Annotated in this window: 15 protein-coding genes; 10 read left to right on the top strand and 5 right to left on the bottom strand. The window is 62.4% G+C overall.

Annotated features, from left to right (window positions below; all coding sequences use genetic code 11):
- Window positions 1-63 precede the first annotated feature (63 nt).
- From H9638_RS15890 to H9638_RS15875, 4 genes are all read right to left on the bottom strand, one after another.
- The gene (locus H9638_RS15890; RefSeq protein ID WP_191749057.1) at window positions 64-372 is read right to left on the bottom strand and encodes a transcriptional regulator; all 309 of its coding nucleotides are present in this window, start codon (window positions 370-372) and stop codon (window positions 64-66) included.
- Window positions 365-832 (bottom strand): hypothetical protein, encoded by a 468-nt coding sequence (locus tag H9638_RS15885; protein ID WP_191749055.1) that lies wholly within the window; start codon window positions 830-832, stop codon window positions 365-367. Before H9638_RS15885 ends, H9638_RS15890 begins: the two co-directional genes overlap by 8 nt.
- A gap of 147 nt (window positions 833-979) precedes the next feature.
- Window positions 980-1,483, bottom strand: a complete 504-nt coding sequence (locus H9638_RS15880; RefSeq protein WP_066303027.1) for a DUF3145 domain-containing protein — start codon at window positions 1,481-1,483, stop codon at window positions 980-982.
- Window positions 1,484-1,696: 213 nt separating this feature from the next.
- Window positions 1,697-2,758: a tyrosine recombinase XerC gene (locus H9638_RS15875; RefSeq protein ID WP_318241909.1), complete on the bottom strand. Its 1,062-nt coding sequence runs from the start codon at window positions 2,756-2,758 to the stop codon at window positions 1,697-1,699.
- Window positions 2,759-3,064: 306 nt separating this feature from the next.
- On the opposite strand from H9638_RS15875, the gene H9638_RS15870 reads away from it, so the two are divergent.
- The 10 genes from H9638_RS15870 (at window position 3,065) to H9638_RS15825 (ending at window position 13,658) form a co-directional block, all read left to right on the top strand.
- Window positions 3,065-3,757 (top strand): FadR/GntR family transcriptional regulator, encoded by a 693-nt coding sequence (locus H9638_RS15870; RefSeq protein ID WP_191749053.1) that lies wholly within the window; start codon window positions 3,065-3,067, stop codon window positions 3,755-3,757.
- A 40-nt stretch (window positions 3,758-3,797) separates the two neighbouring features.
- Window positions 3,798-5,057: an extracellular solute-binding protein gene (locus tag H9638_RS15865; protein WP_191749051.1), complete on the top strand. Its 1,260-nt coding sequence runs from the start codon at window positions 3,798-3,800 to the stop codon at window positions 5,055-5,057.
- A gap of 2 nt (window positions 5,058-5,059) precedes the next feature.
- Complete coding sequence (locus H9638_RS15860; RefSeq protein WP_191749049.1) at window positions 5,060-5,989, top strand: carbohydrate ABC transporter permease; 930 nt, start codon at window positions 5,060-5,062, stop codon at window positions 5,987-5,989.
- Window positions 5,986-6,897 carry a carbohydrate ABC transporter permease gene (locus tag H9638_RS15855; protein ID WP_191749046.1) on the top strand — a complete coding sequence of 304 codons (912 nt, stop codon included), beginning with the start codon at window positions 5,986-5,988 and terminating at the stop codon, window positions 6,895-6,897. Before H9638_RS15860 ends, H9638_RS15855 begins: the two co-directional genes overlap by 4 nt.
- 145 nt (window positions 6,898-7,042) lie before the next feature.
- Window positions 7,043-8,122, top strand: coding sequence for a mandelate racemase/muconate lactonizing enzyme family protein (locus H9638_RS15850; RefSeq protein WP_225217532.1), 1,080 nt, complete (start codon window positions 7,043-7,045; stop codon window positions 8,120-8,122).
- A gap of 108 nt (window positions 8,123-8,230) precedes the next feature.
- A complete protein-coding gene (locus H9638_RS15845) occupies window positions 8,231-9,058 on the top strand; it encodes an SDR family oxidoreductase (protein ID WP_191749042.1) in 828 nt (275 codons plus the stop codon).
- Window positions 9,052-9,960 (top strand): dihydrodipicolinate synthase family protein, encoded by a 909-nt coding sequence (locus H9638_RS15840; protein WP_191749040.1) that lies wholly within the window; start codon window positions 9,052-9,054, stop codon window positions 9,958-9,960. Before H9638_RS15845 ends, H9638_RS15840 begins: the two co-directional genes overlap by 7 nt.
- 35 nt (window positions 9,961-9,995) lie before the next feature.
- Window positions 9,996-10,442: a GlcG/HbpS family heme-binding protein gene (locus H9638_RS15835; protein WP_191749038.1), complete on the top strand. Its 447-nt coding sequence runs from the start codon at window positions 9,996-9,998 to the stop codon at window positions 10,440-10,442.
- A gap of 100 nt (window positions 10,443-10,542) precedes the next feature.
- A complete protein-coding gene (locus H9638_RS15830) occupies window positions 10,543-12,180 on the top strand; it encodes a fucose isomerase (protein WP_191749036.1) in 1,638 nt (545 codons plus the stop codon).
- Complete coding sequence (locus H9638_RS15825; RefSeq protein WP_191749034.1) at window positions 12,177-13,658, top strand: FGGY-family carbohydrate kinase; 1,482 nt, start codon at window positions 12,177-12,179, stop codon at window positions 13,656-13,658. Before H9638_RS15830 ends, H9638_RS15825 begins: the two co-directional genes overlap by 4 nt.
- A gap of 96 nt (window positions 13,659-13,754) precedes the next feature.
- Here H9638_RS15825 and H9638_RS15820 read toward each other — a convergent pair whose 3' ends face one another.
- Entirely contained in the window at window positions 13,755-14,279 is a 525-nt protein-coding gene (locus tag H9638_RS15820) for a methylated-DNA--[protein]-cysteine S-methyltransferase (RefSeq protein ID WP_191749032.1), read from the bottom strand.
- Between the last annotated feature and the right edge of the window lie 42 nt (window positions 14,280-14,321).

The following is a 14,321-nucleotide window of genomic DNA, read 5'->3' as shown; positions in this document are numbered from 1 at the left end:
CCGGCCTTTGGCTTTAAGCGCAGGATGCGCCGCAGTTTCGTCCCGGGCAGCGGACTTGGCTGCCTATCGTCCGGCCGTGCCGGCGATCTGTTGAAGGGCTCGTACATGCGCATCAAAGGCAGCCCGCCCTGCCCGGGAGAGCGAGAGCCACATGACCCGGCGGGCATCTCCCCTCTCTGCCTTCGTTGTCTTGTCGGCTAGGACATAGCCGGACTCCGCTAGGGTTTTCACATGTTTGGACAGGGTGGCATCCGAAACGTCCAAGGCAGTTCGCAGCACGCCAAAGTCGAGCCGGTCGACAGGATGGAGGAGCCCGCAGATCCGCAGCCGCAGCGGTGCGTGGATAACTTCGTCGAAGCGCGGCTCATCCATGGCGCAGTTTCGCGGCTGCGGACCGGTAGGCGACAGCAGCCAGCCAGGTCGTTACGCCAAACGCGGCGGCGCTGGTGAGAAGGACCGCCCAGGGCAGGCCCAGGGATACGAATCCCAGTGAGGTGCTGAACAGAATCAGGCAGACGGCTGCGATCCCTGCCACGGCCAATGCCGCGCGGAATCCCATGCTCCGGAAGCGGACCCCGGTATGCCGCTGGACCAGGTAACTGAGGAACAGGACTACAACCAGCATCATCACCCCGGATGACGGCGGTTCGTAGCCCTGGCCGGGAGATGCCGTTCCAGCCGCTCCAACCCACCACGCCGCGACGGCTCCAAAACCGGCCAGGAGCGGCCAGGGCACGCGAATGCTCTCTGCCAGCCGTTCCCGGTCCGCTCCCAGTTCGGTCAGGGCACTGGCTGCTTCGGCGCGCGTAGGCCGTTGAGATTCACTTTCCATGTTGGAAAGACTAAGTAACACTTTCCGAAACGGCAAGTCATTTCCGGAATGTTGCGTCAGCTTGATCCGGCGGGCAGGCGGCAGCACGTCCGGTCAATGACATCTACGGAAGGCTGCTCGGCGGCGTCGGCGCGCTGGGGAAGATGGTCAGCCGACCTGGTGCAGCCAGCGGACGGGAGCTCCGTCGGCAGCGTGGCGGAACGGTTCCAATTCATCGTCCCAGGCCTCGCCGAGTGCGAGGGAAAGTTCATGGTAGACCGCGGCGGGGTCGCCTGCCCCGTTTTCGTAGGCGTACCGGATGCGGTCTTCGGAAACCATGATGTTCCCATGGACGTCCGTGGTGGCGTGGAAAATTCCCAGCTCCGGCGTGTGGGACCAGCGGCTGCCATCAGCACCCGCGCTGGCCTCTTCAGTGACCTCATAGCGGAGGTGCGCCCAGCCCCGCAATGCGGAGGCGAGCAGGGATCCGGTTCCCTGCGGACCTGACCAGGCAAGTTCCGCGCGGACCATCCCGGGCGCGGCAGGCTGCGGCGCCCACTCAAAGTCCGTCCGCTTTTCCACGACGGACCCGATCGCCCACTCGATATGAGGGCACAACGCAGAAGGGGCTGAGTGCACGAACAATACGCCGTGCGCCATCACAACAGTCATTCCATCCTCCGTAGCTGTAGGTGCGTCTTCCCCAACGACCTGCATGGCGGGACGGATTCTGCCTGTGTGCCCTGAAACTGATGCAGTCCTGTGGCATTGCCGGACTGCTCGGTGCGAGACCTAGCATCATTGTGCCGTATGTTACGCAATTACGCCAATGAAACTACTTGGTTGTCAGTCGGATCTGCCGCACCGCATACGGTCCTGGCTGGGTCACGCACGCGGGTGCGCCTGCTGGTAGCTCCTGCGGAGCCGGTCCACTGAGACATGGGTGTAGAGCTGGGTCGTTGCGAGACTGCTGTGCCCCAGGATCTCCTGGACACTGCGCAGGTCAGCTCCGCCGTCCAGCAGGTGCGTTGCGGCGCTGTGCCGCAGGGCGTGGGGACCGCTGGCCGAGGTGTCCCCCAGGGACTCAAACAGCGCGGAGGTGACGGCGCGGACCTGGCGTGGATCGATCCGCCGTCCCCGTTGGCCCAGGAACAAAGCCGGGCCGCTGTCCGGACCGGCGAAGTCGGGCCGCCCCCGGCGGAGCCAGTCGTCCACCGCCAGGGCGGCCGGAAGACCGTAGGGAACTGTCCGTTCCTTGTTGCCTTTGCCGAGGACCCTCAGGGTGCGCCGGTCCAGATCGAGATCGTCAACGTCCAGCCCTGCAAGCTCCCCCACACGGATGCCCGTGGCATAGAGCAGTTCCACCAGCGCCCGGTCACGGAGGGCCAGTGCCCCGCCTTCCGCTGCCGCCGCCGCCAGCGTTTCAAAGAGGGCCTCCAGCTGCGCCGGACGCAGCACTCCCGGCAGGGTCTTGGACCGCTTTGGAGCTTTGAGCCGGAGCGCAGGGTCCGCCTGGATCTTCTCCTCCCGCAGCGCCCATCCGGTGAAGGACCGGGCGGTAGCTGCCCGGCGGGCAAGGGTTGCCCTTGCGAGCCCTGCTTCGTTGAGCGCACCCAGCCAGCCGCGCAGCAGATGCAGGTCAATTTCGGCCAGCGTGGTGAGGCCTTGCTGGGCCGCATAGTCCAGGAGTCCGGCAATGTCACCCTCGTACGCGCGGACCGTATGTTCGGAGCGGGCCCGCTCCGAGGAGAGATAGCTGCAGAAGGACTCAAGGGCCTGGCTGAACTCAGCCGGCCGGGAAGCTGCGGATCGAGCAGCCTCCGGCTTCGCAGCTTGGGTGGACCCGCGCCCGGGCTCTGTCTTTTGGGCGGGGATCTTCCCGGCGGTCCTTGCGGAGGCGCCTGCCACTTCCTCCGCGCCTTCTGTTGTTCCGCCGGTGTTGCTCACCGTCCTACCTTCCCCGCTTTTCGGGACAGCTTCAAGCAGGCACACCGGCTCCGGAACACTGGAGCTCCTGCGGCGGCAGATGGTGCTTCACTGCGCACAGAGTGGACCCTCTTCGGACTGGGATTTGTCTCCTTGTCCGACAAGTTTGGGTCCGGCAGCATCAACTTGTCCGACGTTAGACCTTCTCAGAACGTAATAGACCCTTTTTCATTGCGCAGCGTCGGACTCAATGCTGTGCTTAGCATCACTAAACGGAATCGGAGCTCCGAGTCTTGTCGGACAAGTTCCCCTCAATGGAGAGAAGTCATGGCGTCTCTGGAAGATCATCAAGTCCGCATGGTGCGGCTGCTGCGCGACCTTGGTGTCCAACCGGGGGATCCGCTTCCAACTGAACCGCAGCTGGCACTGAAATTGAACATGAGCCGCCAGTCAGTGCGAGAAGTGCTGTGTGCCCTGCAGGCCCTTGGATTCGTCGAGGCACGCCAGGGCGCCAGGCGCCGGATGAGGGGCTTTGACCCCGCCGTGTTTGGCCAACATATCGGAATGACGCTCCCCTACGATCACGACAGCCTCCTAGAGATTCTGGAAATGCGTCAAGCCTTGGAAACCCAGTTTTTTCCTGCGGCCTTCCAAACAATGAGTGCACGCCGCCTGAAGCAGCTGCGCGGTCTCACCGACGCCATGAGAGCGCGTGCAGAAGAGGGCAAGACCTTCCTGGATGAAGATGAGCAGTTTCACGCCATGCTCTACGAAGGCCTGGAAAACCGAACCCTCAGCGGGATTCTCAGTGGATTCTGGCACTTCTTTAAAACAGCAAGTTCAACAATCACGACCGGTAAGGACCTCCCCCACACCGCTGCCCTGCATGCGGTGATCGTCGACGCCATAGAGACCGGAGATCCCCAACTGGCCGCCCACCGCCTGGACATCCACTTCTTCGATGTCCGAAACCGGTTGGCCCACCTTGCAGAGCAGGACATCAAGGCCAGCCCGCGCTAGTCAGTTATCCCCCCTCCCACCAATATAAGGAGACCTCGCAATGGAGCGTCGCACTTTCCTCAAGGCCGCCGCGGCCGGTTCCCTGGCACTCACCCTGCCATCGCTGGCAGCCTGCGGTTCATCATCTTCAGCGGACCAGACCGGTGGAGACCTTGAGTACTGGCTCTGGCAGGATGACGCCACCGATCAAACGTGGCAGCAGCTCGCCGATCAGTTCAACGGTCTGAACGCAGGCTTCAAAGTCAACCTGCAGATCATCCCGCTGGCCCAGTACCAGGACAAGCTGCTGACGGCGCTCAGCAGCGGGGGCGGGCCGGATGCCTGCCGGTTCAAGGATTGGTGGCTCGGGCAGTTTGTTGGACAAAATGCCATCGCATCCCTTGACGACATGGTCAGTAAATGGGATGGGCAGGAAGATGTCCTAGCCGAGCTGTACGCTACGGGCAAAGTCCCGGGCAGCGACAGTCTTTACATGCTGCCCCACCAGTTCGTCACGCTGTACATGTATTACCGCAAGAGCTTCTTCAAGGACGCGGGCCTGGATGCTCCCCGTACGCATGAGGACGTGCTGCGGGCCGCCGAGAAGCTCACAGACGCATCGACGGGCCGGTTCGGCATTGACGTCCGTGGCGGAGCAGGCGGTCAGGACCAATGGGCAGCTTGGATGTTCTCAGGTGGGGCACGCATGGTCGATGAGGCCGGCAACGTCGTTCTTGACGATCCGACCGCCATCTCGGTCAACCAGCAGTACCTCGACCTGCAGACGAAATTGAACGCAGCTCCCCCCGGTTCAACGACTGCGGCCTTTGCCCAGGTGATCGCTAACTTCCAGGGCGGTCAAACCGGAATGCTGATCCACCACACCGGATCGCTCAGTGCACTGCGCTCAGGGCTCGGCGATGACCTCGGCGTAATCCCAATGCCGTCGAAGGACCCCGCAGCTGCACGCACCCTGGGATCTATGAGCGGCAACGTCGTTCTGCAATCCTCCAAGAAGCAGCAGCAGGCCTTCGAATGGATCTCCTGGCTCGCCACGAAGGATCCGATGGTTAAGATCAGCACGTCCAAGCAGGGCCAGCTTCCGGTGTTGAAATCTGCCGCCGAGGATCCGTTCTTCAGCGGCGACGAGGCTTACCGGGTCGCCATCGCAGCTCAGGCAGGAGCGCTGAGCTGGCCTGCAGTCAAGGGTACGGCCGCCGTGGCCAATCAGACGTGGAGCCCCGCCATCCAGAGCGCTTTCCTGAACCAGTCCACCAGTGAGCAGATGATGAAGAAGCTCGCTGAAGATCTGAGGCGCTGACCATGTTAGCGACCACCGTCAGGCCTGCTGCCCCGCCGGCTGTACGCCGCAGACGCCAAAAGTTCCAGCAGAAGGTGGAGCCGTTCATTTATCTGGCTCCCACTTTGATTCTTCTCGGCGTATTCGTTCTCTACCCGGTTCTCAGTTCACTGTGGCTGTCTCTCAATGAAGCCGGAATTCTAGGCGGCATCACCGGCTTCGTTGGTTTCTCCAATTATCTGGAGATCTTCACCGGCGAGAAATTCGGGCATTACGCTCTGACTTCGGCAGCGTGGACTTTTGGTGCCGTCGGGCTGCAGCTTGTCCTTGGTATGTGCGGTGCGCTCCTGTTGAACCAGCGGATCCCCCTTCGCGGAGCTGTCCGCGGCCTGGTCATGATCCCCTGGGCAACCCCCAGTGTTCTGGTTGCCTTGATCTGGCTCTGGCTGCTGGACCCCAACCACGGCCTGATCAACTCCGCGCTCCTCAACCTGGGCATCATACAGTCACCCATCACCTGGTTGAGCAGCCCTGAAACAGCCTTGCCGACGCTGATCATGGTCGATGTCTGGCAGGGCGTACCTTTCTTCGCTGTCATGATCCTCGCTGCACTCCAGGGGGTCTCCGGGGAACTCAAGGAATCTGCACGCATGGACGGATGCGGACCGTGGGGAGTCTTCTGGAACGTCGTCGCACCCAAGATCCTTCCAACTATTCTGATCACCACAATTCTGCGGATCATCTGGACAGCCAACTACGTCGATCTCGCCTTCATCCTCACCGGAGGCGGACCCGCGGAAGCGACAACCACGCTGCCCCTGCAGGCGTACCTGACGGCCTACAAGTCCGGTGATTTCGGCACCGGCGCCGCCTACGCCGTCATCCAAGCTGCCGTGCTCATGGTCTTCATCGTGATCTACGTCCGCCTGTCCGCGAAGGGAGAGGAAAAGTGAGCGCAGCAACTGTGCACCCGCCAGCCGAGAAGTACCGCAGCGCACCGCCTGTCCAGGGCACCAGGCCCAGGCAGCCATCCGCGCGCAAAAGCGTAGGCAAAGGATTTGTCATCGCTGCAGTCGGTGTCTGGCTCATCCTGGTCCTGGGGCCTTACGTGGTTATGCTGCTGACCTCGTTGACACCCCAGCAGGAACTGCTGGCTCCTGGATCCCAGGTCTTCCCAGAGAACCCCACCTTCGATGCCTACAAAGACCTTGCGGCAGGAACACCTTTCTTCCAGTTCCTGGGGAACAGCGCCATGGTCGCGTTTGGCACCGTCGTCGTCTCCCTGCTGGCTGCCACAACAACCGCCATCAGTTTGTCCCGTTTCCGGTTCCGTGGCCGCCAGACAGTCCTGACGTCGCTCCTGATCGCCCAGCTGTTCCCAGCGGTGCTGCTGGTGATTCCACTCCAGGGAGAGCTGCGGCAGTTTGGCCTGCTCGATACCATCCCGGGGCTGATCCTCATCAACACCACCTTCGCCACACCGTTCGCCGTGTGGCTGTTGAAGGGATTCCTTGATTCCCTGCCGGCTTCGCTGGATGAAGCCGCCCGCATCGACGGGTGCAGCGCCTTCCAGATGGTCAGGTACATCCTGCTTCCCCTGATGAAGCCGGGCCTGACAGCAGCAGGCACGTACATCTTCATCTTCTCCTGGAACGAATTCCTCTATGCCCTGACCTTCACCCAGTCCAACCAGACGCACACCGTCCCTGTTGGCCTGCATCTGTTTATCGGCGAGTACCAGATCAGATGGGATCTCCTGACCGCAGGTGGCGTGGTTGCCGCGATCCCCGTGCTCCTCGGCTTCATGCTCGTCCAGCGGAACCTGATCGAAGGACTCACAGCCGGGGCAGTGAAGGGATGACCTCCGGGCTGGTACCCATCTCCGACAGCACCCAGGACAGACCGGCCTTTACAGGCCAGGCGGCCGGACCGGCAGCCCAACCAAACCAGCAGACCAGAACGGACTCACAATGAAAATCGAAAATATTGACGTAAAACTGTGCCGTATGAAGCTTCCCAAGGGCGATTGGGGCGACCAGATCAACTTCGTTACCCACATCGAGATAATCCTTGTCGACGTCACCACCGACACGGGCCTGACGGGCACCGGTTTCAGCCACACTTCCGGGGTGGGTGGCGCAACCATAGTCTCGATGCTCTCCGAAGTTGCCCCGATCCTCATCGGCCAGGAAGTCTCCCCCCGCGCCCTCTGGGACAAGGCCTGGAAATACCTCCGGTTCAACGGCACCGGCGGCATCACTACTCTTGCCTTGGCCGGACTGGACATCGCGTATTGGGACATCATGGGCAAGACTGCCAACATGTCCCTGGCAGATATGCTGGGGCGCTGCCGCGACAAGACACCCTTGTATGGCAGCGGCATCAACCTGCACCTGTCCATCGAAGAAGTTATCGACCAGGTCCAGGGCTGGAAGGCCGACGGTTTCGCCGCCGGCAAGGTCAAGGTCGGAAAACCGGACCTGGAAGAGGACGTGTACCGTCTCGCCAAGCTCCGTGAGGCGGTCGGCCCGTACCCGCTAATGATTGACGCAAATCAGGGGTGGACACTTCCCCAGGCCGTCCAGGCGTTCAAACGATTCGAACAATTCAACCTGACCTGGATCGAAGAGCCGCTGCCCGTGGATGACATCATCGGCCACAAGCGGCTGCGCGAGCTCGCCGACGGCCCCATCGGCCTCGGCGAGAATCTATACACCGTCCAGCAGTTCAACCACTACTTCTCCAGCAACACGTGTGACTTCGTCCAGGCCGACATCGGCCGGGTGGGCGGCATCACCCCGTACATGGACATCGCGGCGATGGCACGCGCCTGGAACCTGCCCATGGCACCGCACTTCATCATGGAACTCAGCGCCACCGTCCTATGTGCCGTTCCCAACATCTACCTCGCCGAATACACCGACGGCGGAACCCTCACGGATCTCGGAGTGCTCCTGCCAGGAACCGGCGAGCTCCGCAACGGGCACTACACCCCGTCCAGCACTCCGGGCCATGGTTTGGCCTTCAACCGGGAAAAGCTTGCCGCAAACGAGGTCGCTATCCCGGCACTGACCGGCGGTCTTTAGCACCAGCCTGCGAGCGCAGGACTCACCGGGTTGCTCCCCACTTGATGTCCAACGCATGCCTACCGGGGTGCCGACGGACCAGATACACGAAATAGGAACCATACAAAGATGAATGACCAGTTGTTCTCAGTTGAAGAGAAGATTGTCGTAGTGACCGGCGGCCTCGGGCAGATCGGAGCCGAATTCGTTCAGGAGCTCCACGGACGCGGCGCCAAGGTGGCTGTATTCGCCCGGGATGTATCGGAGGCCAAGGTCAAGGAAGTCTTTGAGGACATCCATGGAAGCGACCGGCTCGCTTTCTTCTCTGTCGACATCACGAAAAAACCCACCATCGAGGAAGCCCTCGATTCCCTGGAGTCGCTGTGGGGCGTACCTGATGCCCTCATCAACAACGCCGGCCTGGACACACAGCCAAGCGCCCCGCCGGAAGTCTCCGGCCCGTTTGAAGAATTCCCAGTCGAAATTTTCCGTGAAGTCGTTGACGTCAATCTGACCGGGACGTTCCTCATGGTGCAGGCCGTCGGAAGCCGCATGCGCCGGGCCGGAAAGGGCGGATCGATCGTCAATGTGGGTTCCATCTACGGAATGGTCTCCCCCGTCCAGGACATTTACGCCTACCGCGGGGAGGAGACCGGTGTCCCCTTCGTGAAGCCGGTGGCCTACAGTGCCGCCAAATCGGGCATCTACAACCTCACCCGGTACTGTGCCACGTATTGGGGACGGCACGGAATCAGGGTCAACACCCTCACGCCCTCCGGAGTGGGCCGGGAAACGCAGGATGCCAAGTTCCAGGCCAACTACACCAGCCGGATGCCAATCGGCAGGATGGCCGACGCCTCCGAATACAACGGTTCCGTCGTCTTCCTCATCTCCCAGGCGTCGACGTACATGACCGGCGCCAATCTCATCGTTGATGGGGGGTGGACTGCATGGTAGCCAGTCAGGACTACTCACGGTTTGAGCGGATCTTCTCCGCACTTGTGTCGCCGATGCGTGCTGACGAGTCGATTGACTTTGCCACGTTGTCTAAACTCGTGGAATTTCAGCTGGGCCGGGGCGTGGAAGGGTTTTACTGCTGCGGTTCCTCCGGTGAGGGCCTCCTGCTGAGCCTTGATGAGCGCACCGAGATTGTCCGCACCGTGGTGCAAACGGCAGCCGGCCGGGCACCGGTCATCGCCCATGTGGGCACGATACGCACCGCGGACGCCATTGCGCTGGCAAAGGATGCCGAAGCGGCCGGAGCTGATGCCGTCTCGCTGATCCCACCCTATTACTACCGCTTCACGGCCGAGGAAATCCTCGGGTATTACAACCGGGTCATGGAAGCGACGAGCCTGCCCGTCATCATCTACAACATCCCTCAGTTCACGCAGGTCCAGTTCGACAAGACTCTTGCCGGCCCCCTCCTGGACCAGGAGCAGGTCCTGGGAGTGAAGCACACCGCGCATGACCTGTACTCGCTCGAACGCATGACAGCCGCCTATCCGGAGAAGGTCTTCTTCAACGGTTTTGACGAGATCTATCTCTCCAGCCTGGCGGCCGGGGCGAGAGCCACCATTGGAACAACCGTGAACGTTCAGCCCGAGCTGTTCCTTCGCACCAGGGCGCTGTTTGAGACCGGCGATTTGCCCGGGGCCCGGCTTGTTCAAGAGCAGATCAACAACACGGTTGAGGAGCTTGTCAGCCAAGGCGTCTTCAGGGCAGCGAAGTACCTCGCCGGCGACGGCGTGCTCGACTGCGGCGATCTGCGTGAACCGTTCAAACCGCTGAATGATGTCCAGCGCAAGGAACTGGACCGTCTGCTTGCTGGCATCCACGAAGCTGCGGCACAGCTGTGAATGCCGGCGTCAGCGCAGGCCAGGGAGGGGCCGGCATGTTCGAAAGACCAACACTGAGCTTTGAGTCAGCCAGCAGCATTCTCCAGGCCGTCCTCGGCCGCACCCACCTGCATGACGGAGTCCCGGTTGGGGTCGCCTGCGCCATAGTCGGCAGCTTCGGAGAACTCATCGCCTTTGGCGCACAGGATTCCTGTGGTGCGCTCCCACGGAAACTGGCCGCCCGCAAGGCGTATACCGCTCTGATTCTCAGGCGGCCGACCGCCGAGGTAAAGGAGGCGGCCGCTGCCGGACAGATCGATTTGGACAGACTCAACGATCCGGAACTGACACCCACTCTGGGGGGCACTCCCCTGTTCATCAACGGCGTGATCGTCGGAGCCATCGGCATCAGCGGCCTGCCTCCCTCCGGCGATGCCGATGTCGTTGAAAGAGCGGCGGCGGAATTCAACGTCACCGTCACGGGGCTTGCTGCGTCCCGCTAACGCCCTGGACGCCTTTTCCAACGGGCCACCGGCTGCACCAAGCAGCCGGAGCCTTGGAAACGGGCCTTCAGCCCCTTCCCAGACCTACAGGAGCAACAAAATGTCCGCATATGCCGTACCTTCAACACCGAAGAAACCGGTCGCCGAGCCGAACACCGCCTATCTGATCGCCAGCGGCGACCTGCGCGAATCGGCAAACGTCGCTGGGTGGCCGGTGCAGCAGGAGCTGGAAAAGCATCTGACAGCTGCCTTCGAGGAACTGGGATGGGAGGTGAAACGGGCCAACGACGTCGATTCCCGTCTGGGCCACGGCTTTATCCGCAGCCAGCGCATGGGCATGGAGGTGTTTAGGAACATCCCCGAGGATGCACCGCTGGTCGTCGCCGAAGCAGTCTGGCAGTACAGCCATCACGTCTTGGCCGGGCTGCGGACCCACCGTGGGCCAATCCTCACCGTGGCGAACTTCGCCCCCGACTGGCCCGGGCTGGTCGGTCTGCTGGGCCTCAACGCGGGTATGACCAAGATGGGTCTGCGCTACTCGACCCTCTGGAGTGTGGATTTTGAGGACCAGTGGTTCAAGGACGGCATCCGAAGCTGGGTGGAGACCGGCAGCGTCCCCCACGACAACTCCCATGTCCGGCCGCTCCCTCAGCTGGCCGACAGCCCTGAGAAGCAGCTTGGTGAAGCCTTGGCACAGGAACTGTTGAGGGACAAGGCCATCATCGGTGTCTTCGATGAGGGGTGCATGGGAATGTACAACGCGATCATCGATGATGAGCTGCTCAACCCGATCGGCATTTACAAGGAGCGTCTTTCCCAGAGCGCTCTTTGGGCCGAGATGCTCACAGTCGATGACGGGGAAGCCGACGCTGTGGGTGATTGGCTCCTGGACAAGGGAATGACGTTCCGGCTCGGCAGTGACGAAGCAACGGAACTGACGCAGAACCAGTTGAGGTGGCAGTACAAGATGTATATCGCTGCCCTGCGCCTCAGCGATGACTTCGGACTGGACGCCGTCGGAATCCAGTACCAGCAGGGACTCAAAGACCTCTGCCCGGCCAGTGACCTGGTCGAAGGGCTGCTGAACAACGTCGAGCGCCCACCGGTAACCTCACGCGACGGTTCCCGCATCCTGTGGGAGGGCCAGGCACTTCCGCACTTCAACGAAGCTGACGAAGGTGTTGCCGTGGATGCCCTGGCAACGAACCGGGTGTGGACAGCCATGGGACTGGACCCGGCGACCACGCTGCACGACGTCCGCTGGGGCGAGGACTTCGACGGTCGGTTCGTCTGGGTGTACGAAATCTCCGGATCGGTTCCCCCTTCCCATCTCGGCGGCTACCAGAATGCCGAGGGCTGGCGTCAGGGGCAGGTGTTCTTTCCTGCGGGCGGCAGCACGATCAACGGTGTGTCCAAGCCGGGCGAAATCGTTTGGTCCCGGTTGTTCATTGCCGACGGCGAGCTCAACCTGGACATCGGCCGCGCCAGCGTCGTTGAACTCCCCGAGGAAGAAACCCGGCGCCGAAAGAATTCGACGAACCCCGAATGGCCGATCGCGCACGTTGTGCTCCACGGTGTGGACCGAAACCAGTTCATGAGCCGCCACAAGGCAAACCACGCGCAGGTTGTCTACGCGCCTGACGCGGAAACAGCTGATAAAGGCCTCCTGGCCAAGGCTGCCCTGTTCGCCGGCCTGGGAGTCCGGGTCCACCTCTGCGGAACTGTTAACGTGCCATGACAGCAGCGGTAATAGGTGTCGATATTGGCACCTCCAGCAGTAAGGGCGTACTGGTCAGCGATGACGGAACCATCCTGGCCACCGCCGTACGCACCCACGAGGTGTCACGTCCCCGCCCTGGCTGGGTGGAAATGGGCGCCGATGAATGGTGGGAGGAGTTCTCCTCGATCGCCAAGGAGCTTACCTCTGGGACGAATGCTGACATCCGCGCAGTTGGGGTCAGCGGCATGGGGCCCTGCGTGCTCGTCACCGACGACAGCGGGATTCCCCTGCGTCCGGCCATTCTGTACGGAGTCGACACCCGCGCTACCGCCGAAATCGAGGCCCTCAGCCAGCAGCTGGGTGCCTCGGCGATCATGGAACGAACCGGTTCCGCGCTCTCTTCCCAAGCCGTCGGGCCGAAACTGGCGTGGCTGGCCGGCAACGAACCAGCGGTGATGGAACGGGCACGCCGGCTGTTCATGCCCAGCTCGTGGCTCGTGTGGAAGCTCAGTGGCCAGTATGTCCTGGACCATCACTCCGCCAGCCAGTGCACACCGCTCTACGACACCGCAGCCCAGGGCTGGTACCGGCCGTGGGCAGACCTGATTGCACCCGGCATCGATCTTCCGCCGCTGCTTTGGGCGAATGAGACCGCGGGCACGATCACCGCGGACGCATCAGCCGAGACTGGGCTGCCTGCAGGGATTCCGGTCATCGCAGGGACCATTGATGCCTGGACCGAGGCCGTGAGTGTTGGGGCGCAGAACCCCGGCGATCTGATGCTCATGTACGGCACAACGATGTTCCTGGTGGCGACCACAGAGGAAAGAGTCACCGTACCCAACCTCTGGAGCACCGTCGGTGTATACCCGGGTACCCGGAACCTCGCCGGAGGCATGGCAACATCCGGTGCGATAACAGGCTGGCTCCGTGGCCTGTTCGGAGCTCCGGATTTTGCCGATCTGCTGACGGAAGCCCGCGGCTCGGGCCCCGGGGCCGGCGGCTTGCTGATGCTGCCGTACTTTGCCGGTGAACGCACCCCCGTCATGGATCCGGCTGCTCGGGGAGTCATCGCCGGTTTGACGCTGTCGCACACACGTGGGGATCTGTACCGGGCAGCTTTGGAGGCGACGGCCTTTGGAGTGAGGCACAACGTCGAAGCCATGGTGGCCGCTGGCGTAAGGCCCAAGCGCATTGTCGCTGCAGGTGGAGGTACACAAGGGGGCCTGTGGGCACAGATCGTCTCCGACGTCACCGGCCTGACCCAGGTCATCCCGTCCATCACGATCGGGGCCAGCTACGGGGCGGCCCTCCTGGCGGCAGCCGTCGTCACTGACGTCAGTATCGACGGCTGGAACCCGCCAGCACAGACAGTCGTCCCCATCCCGTCGTTGGAAGACGCCTACAACGAGCGCTACCAGCTGTACCGCGCCCTCTATCCGGCAACCCGGGAGATCTCACACGTCCTGGCAGCAACGGGCGGGGTCAACGGCTAACCCGGAACTGTTCCGGCACGGAACACACGGATGGTCATCGACGCTCGCACTTTCCGGACGGCTCCAGGAAAGGAATCAGAAAGGCCAAGCAGGGCTTCAAGCAGGCACACCGGCTCCGGAACACTGCTGGCGGAGCGCTTCGTTGCCGGGGCTGGCTTCCAGCGTGAGGAGGACGCGTTTGGCGTCCACCCCGCCGGAGTATCCCGTCAGGGCTCCGCGGGTGCCGACCACCCTGTGAGTGGGCACCAGGATGTTCAGGGCGTTGCGGGACAGCGCTGCTCCGACACTGCGGGCCTTGGCTGCGTCGCCGAGTTCCAGCGCCAGCTGCTTGTAGCTGCGCGTCTGGCCGTACGGGATGGAGCTGACTGTGGCCCACACCTGCTGCATAAAGGGTGTCCCTGGCTGGCTGGCCGGCAGGTCGAGGCAGCACCGCCGTCCCTCGAAGTATTCCTGGAGCTGGCGTTCAACCGCTTCAAAGCCGTTCTCGGCAGAGAGCCCGTAGCGGGCAGCTCCCGGTGCGGCCGGGTCCGGGGCCGCCGGTTCGATTGCGATAAGCACGGCATCTTCGGCCACGAGGGTGAGAATGCCCAGGGGTGAGGTGATTACTTTGTGGGTCCGCATGTTGCTGTCCTTTTTGTTGTGGGATGACCGTCAGGTTTGTTG

This window comes from Arthrobacter pullicola, assembly GCF_014836875.1.
GTDB classification, from domain to species: Bacteria; Actinomycetota; Actinomycetes; order Actinomycetales; family Micrococcaceae; genus Arthrobacter_B; species Arthrobacter_B pullicola.
This window is presented reverse-complemented; position numbering and strand designations above follow the sequence as displayed.

What these genes read in the sequence shown, in the direction of transcription:
- H9638_RS15890 (WP_191749057.1), bottom strand. Translation starts at nt 372, where the DNA reads ATGGATGAGCCGCGCTTCGACGAAGTTATCCACGCACCGCTGCGGCTG.
- H9638_RS15885 (WP_191749055.1), bottom strand. Translation starts at nt 832, where the DNA reads ATGGAAAGTGAATCTCAACGGCCTACGCGCGCCGAAGCAGCCAGTGCC.
- H9638_RS15880 (WP_066303027.1), bottom strand. Translation starts at nt 1,483, where the DNA reads ATGACTGTTGTGATGGCGCACGGCGTATTGTTCGTGCACTCAGCCCCT.
- H9638_RS15870 (WP_191749053.1), top strand. Translation starts at nt 3,065, where the DNA reads ATGGCGTCTCTGGAAGATCATCAAGTCCGCATGGTGCGGCTGCTGCGC.
- H9638_RS15865 (WP_191749051.1), top strand. Translation starts at nt 3,798, where the DNA reads ATGGAGCGTCGCACTTTCCTCAAGGCCGCCGCGGCCGGTTCCCTGGCA.
- H9638_RS15860 (WP_191749049.1), top strand. Translation starts at nt 5,060, where the DNA reads ATGTTAGCGACCACCGTCAGGCCTGCTGCCCCGCCGGCTGTACGCCGC.
- H9638_RS15850 (WP_225217532.1), top strand. Translation starts at nt 7,043, where the DNA reads ATGAAGCTTCCCAAGGGCGATTGGGGCGACCAGATCAACTTCGTTACC.
- H9638_RS15845 (WP_191749042.1), top strand. Translation starts at nt 8,231, where the DNA reads ATGAATGACCAGTTGTTCTCAGTTGAAGAGAAGATTGTCGTAGTGACC.
- H9638_RS15840 (WP_191749040.1), top strand. Translation starts at nt 9,052, where the DNA reads ATGGTAGCCAGTCAGGACTACTCACGGTTTGAGCGGATCTTCTCCGCA.
- H9638_RS15835 (WP_191749038.1), top strand. Translation starts at nt 9,996, where the DNA reads ATGTTCGAAAGACCAACACTGAGCTTTGAGTCAGCCAGCAGCATTCTC.
- H9638_RS15830 (WP_191749036.1), top strand. Translation starts at nt 10,543, where the DNA reads ATGTCCGCATATGCCGTACCTTCAACACCGAAGAAACCGGTCGCCGAG.
- H9638_RS15825 (WP_191749034.1), top strand. Translation starts at nt 12,177, where the DNA reads ATGACAGCAGCGGTAATAGGTGTCGATATTGGCACCTCCAGCAGTAAG.
- H9638_RS15820 (WP_191749032.1), bottom strand. Translation starts at nt 14,279, where the DNA reads ATGCGGACCCACAAAGTAATCACCTCACCCCTGGGCATTCTCACCCTC.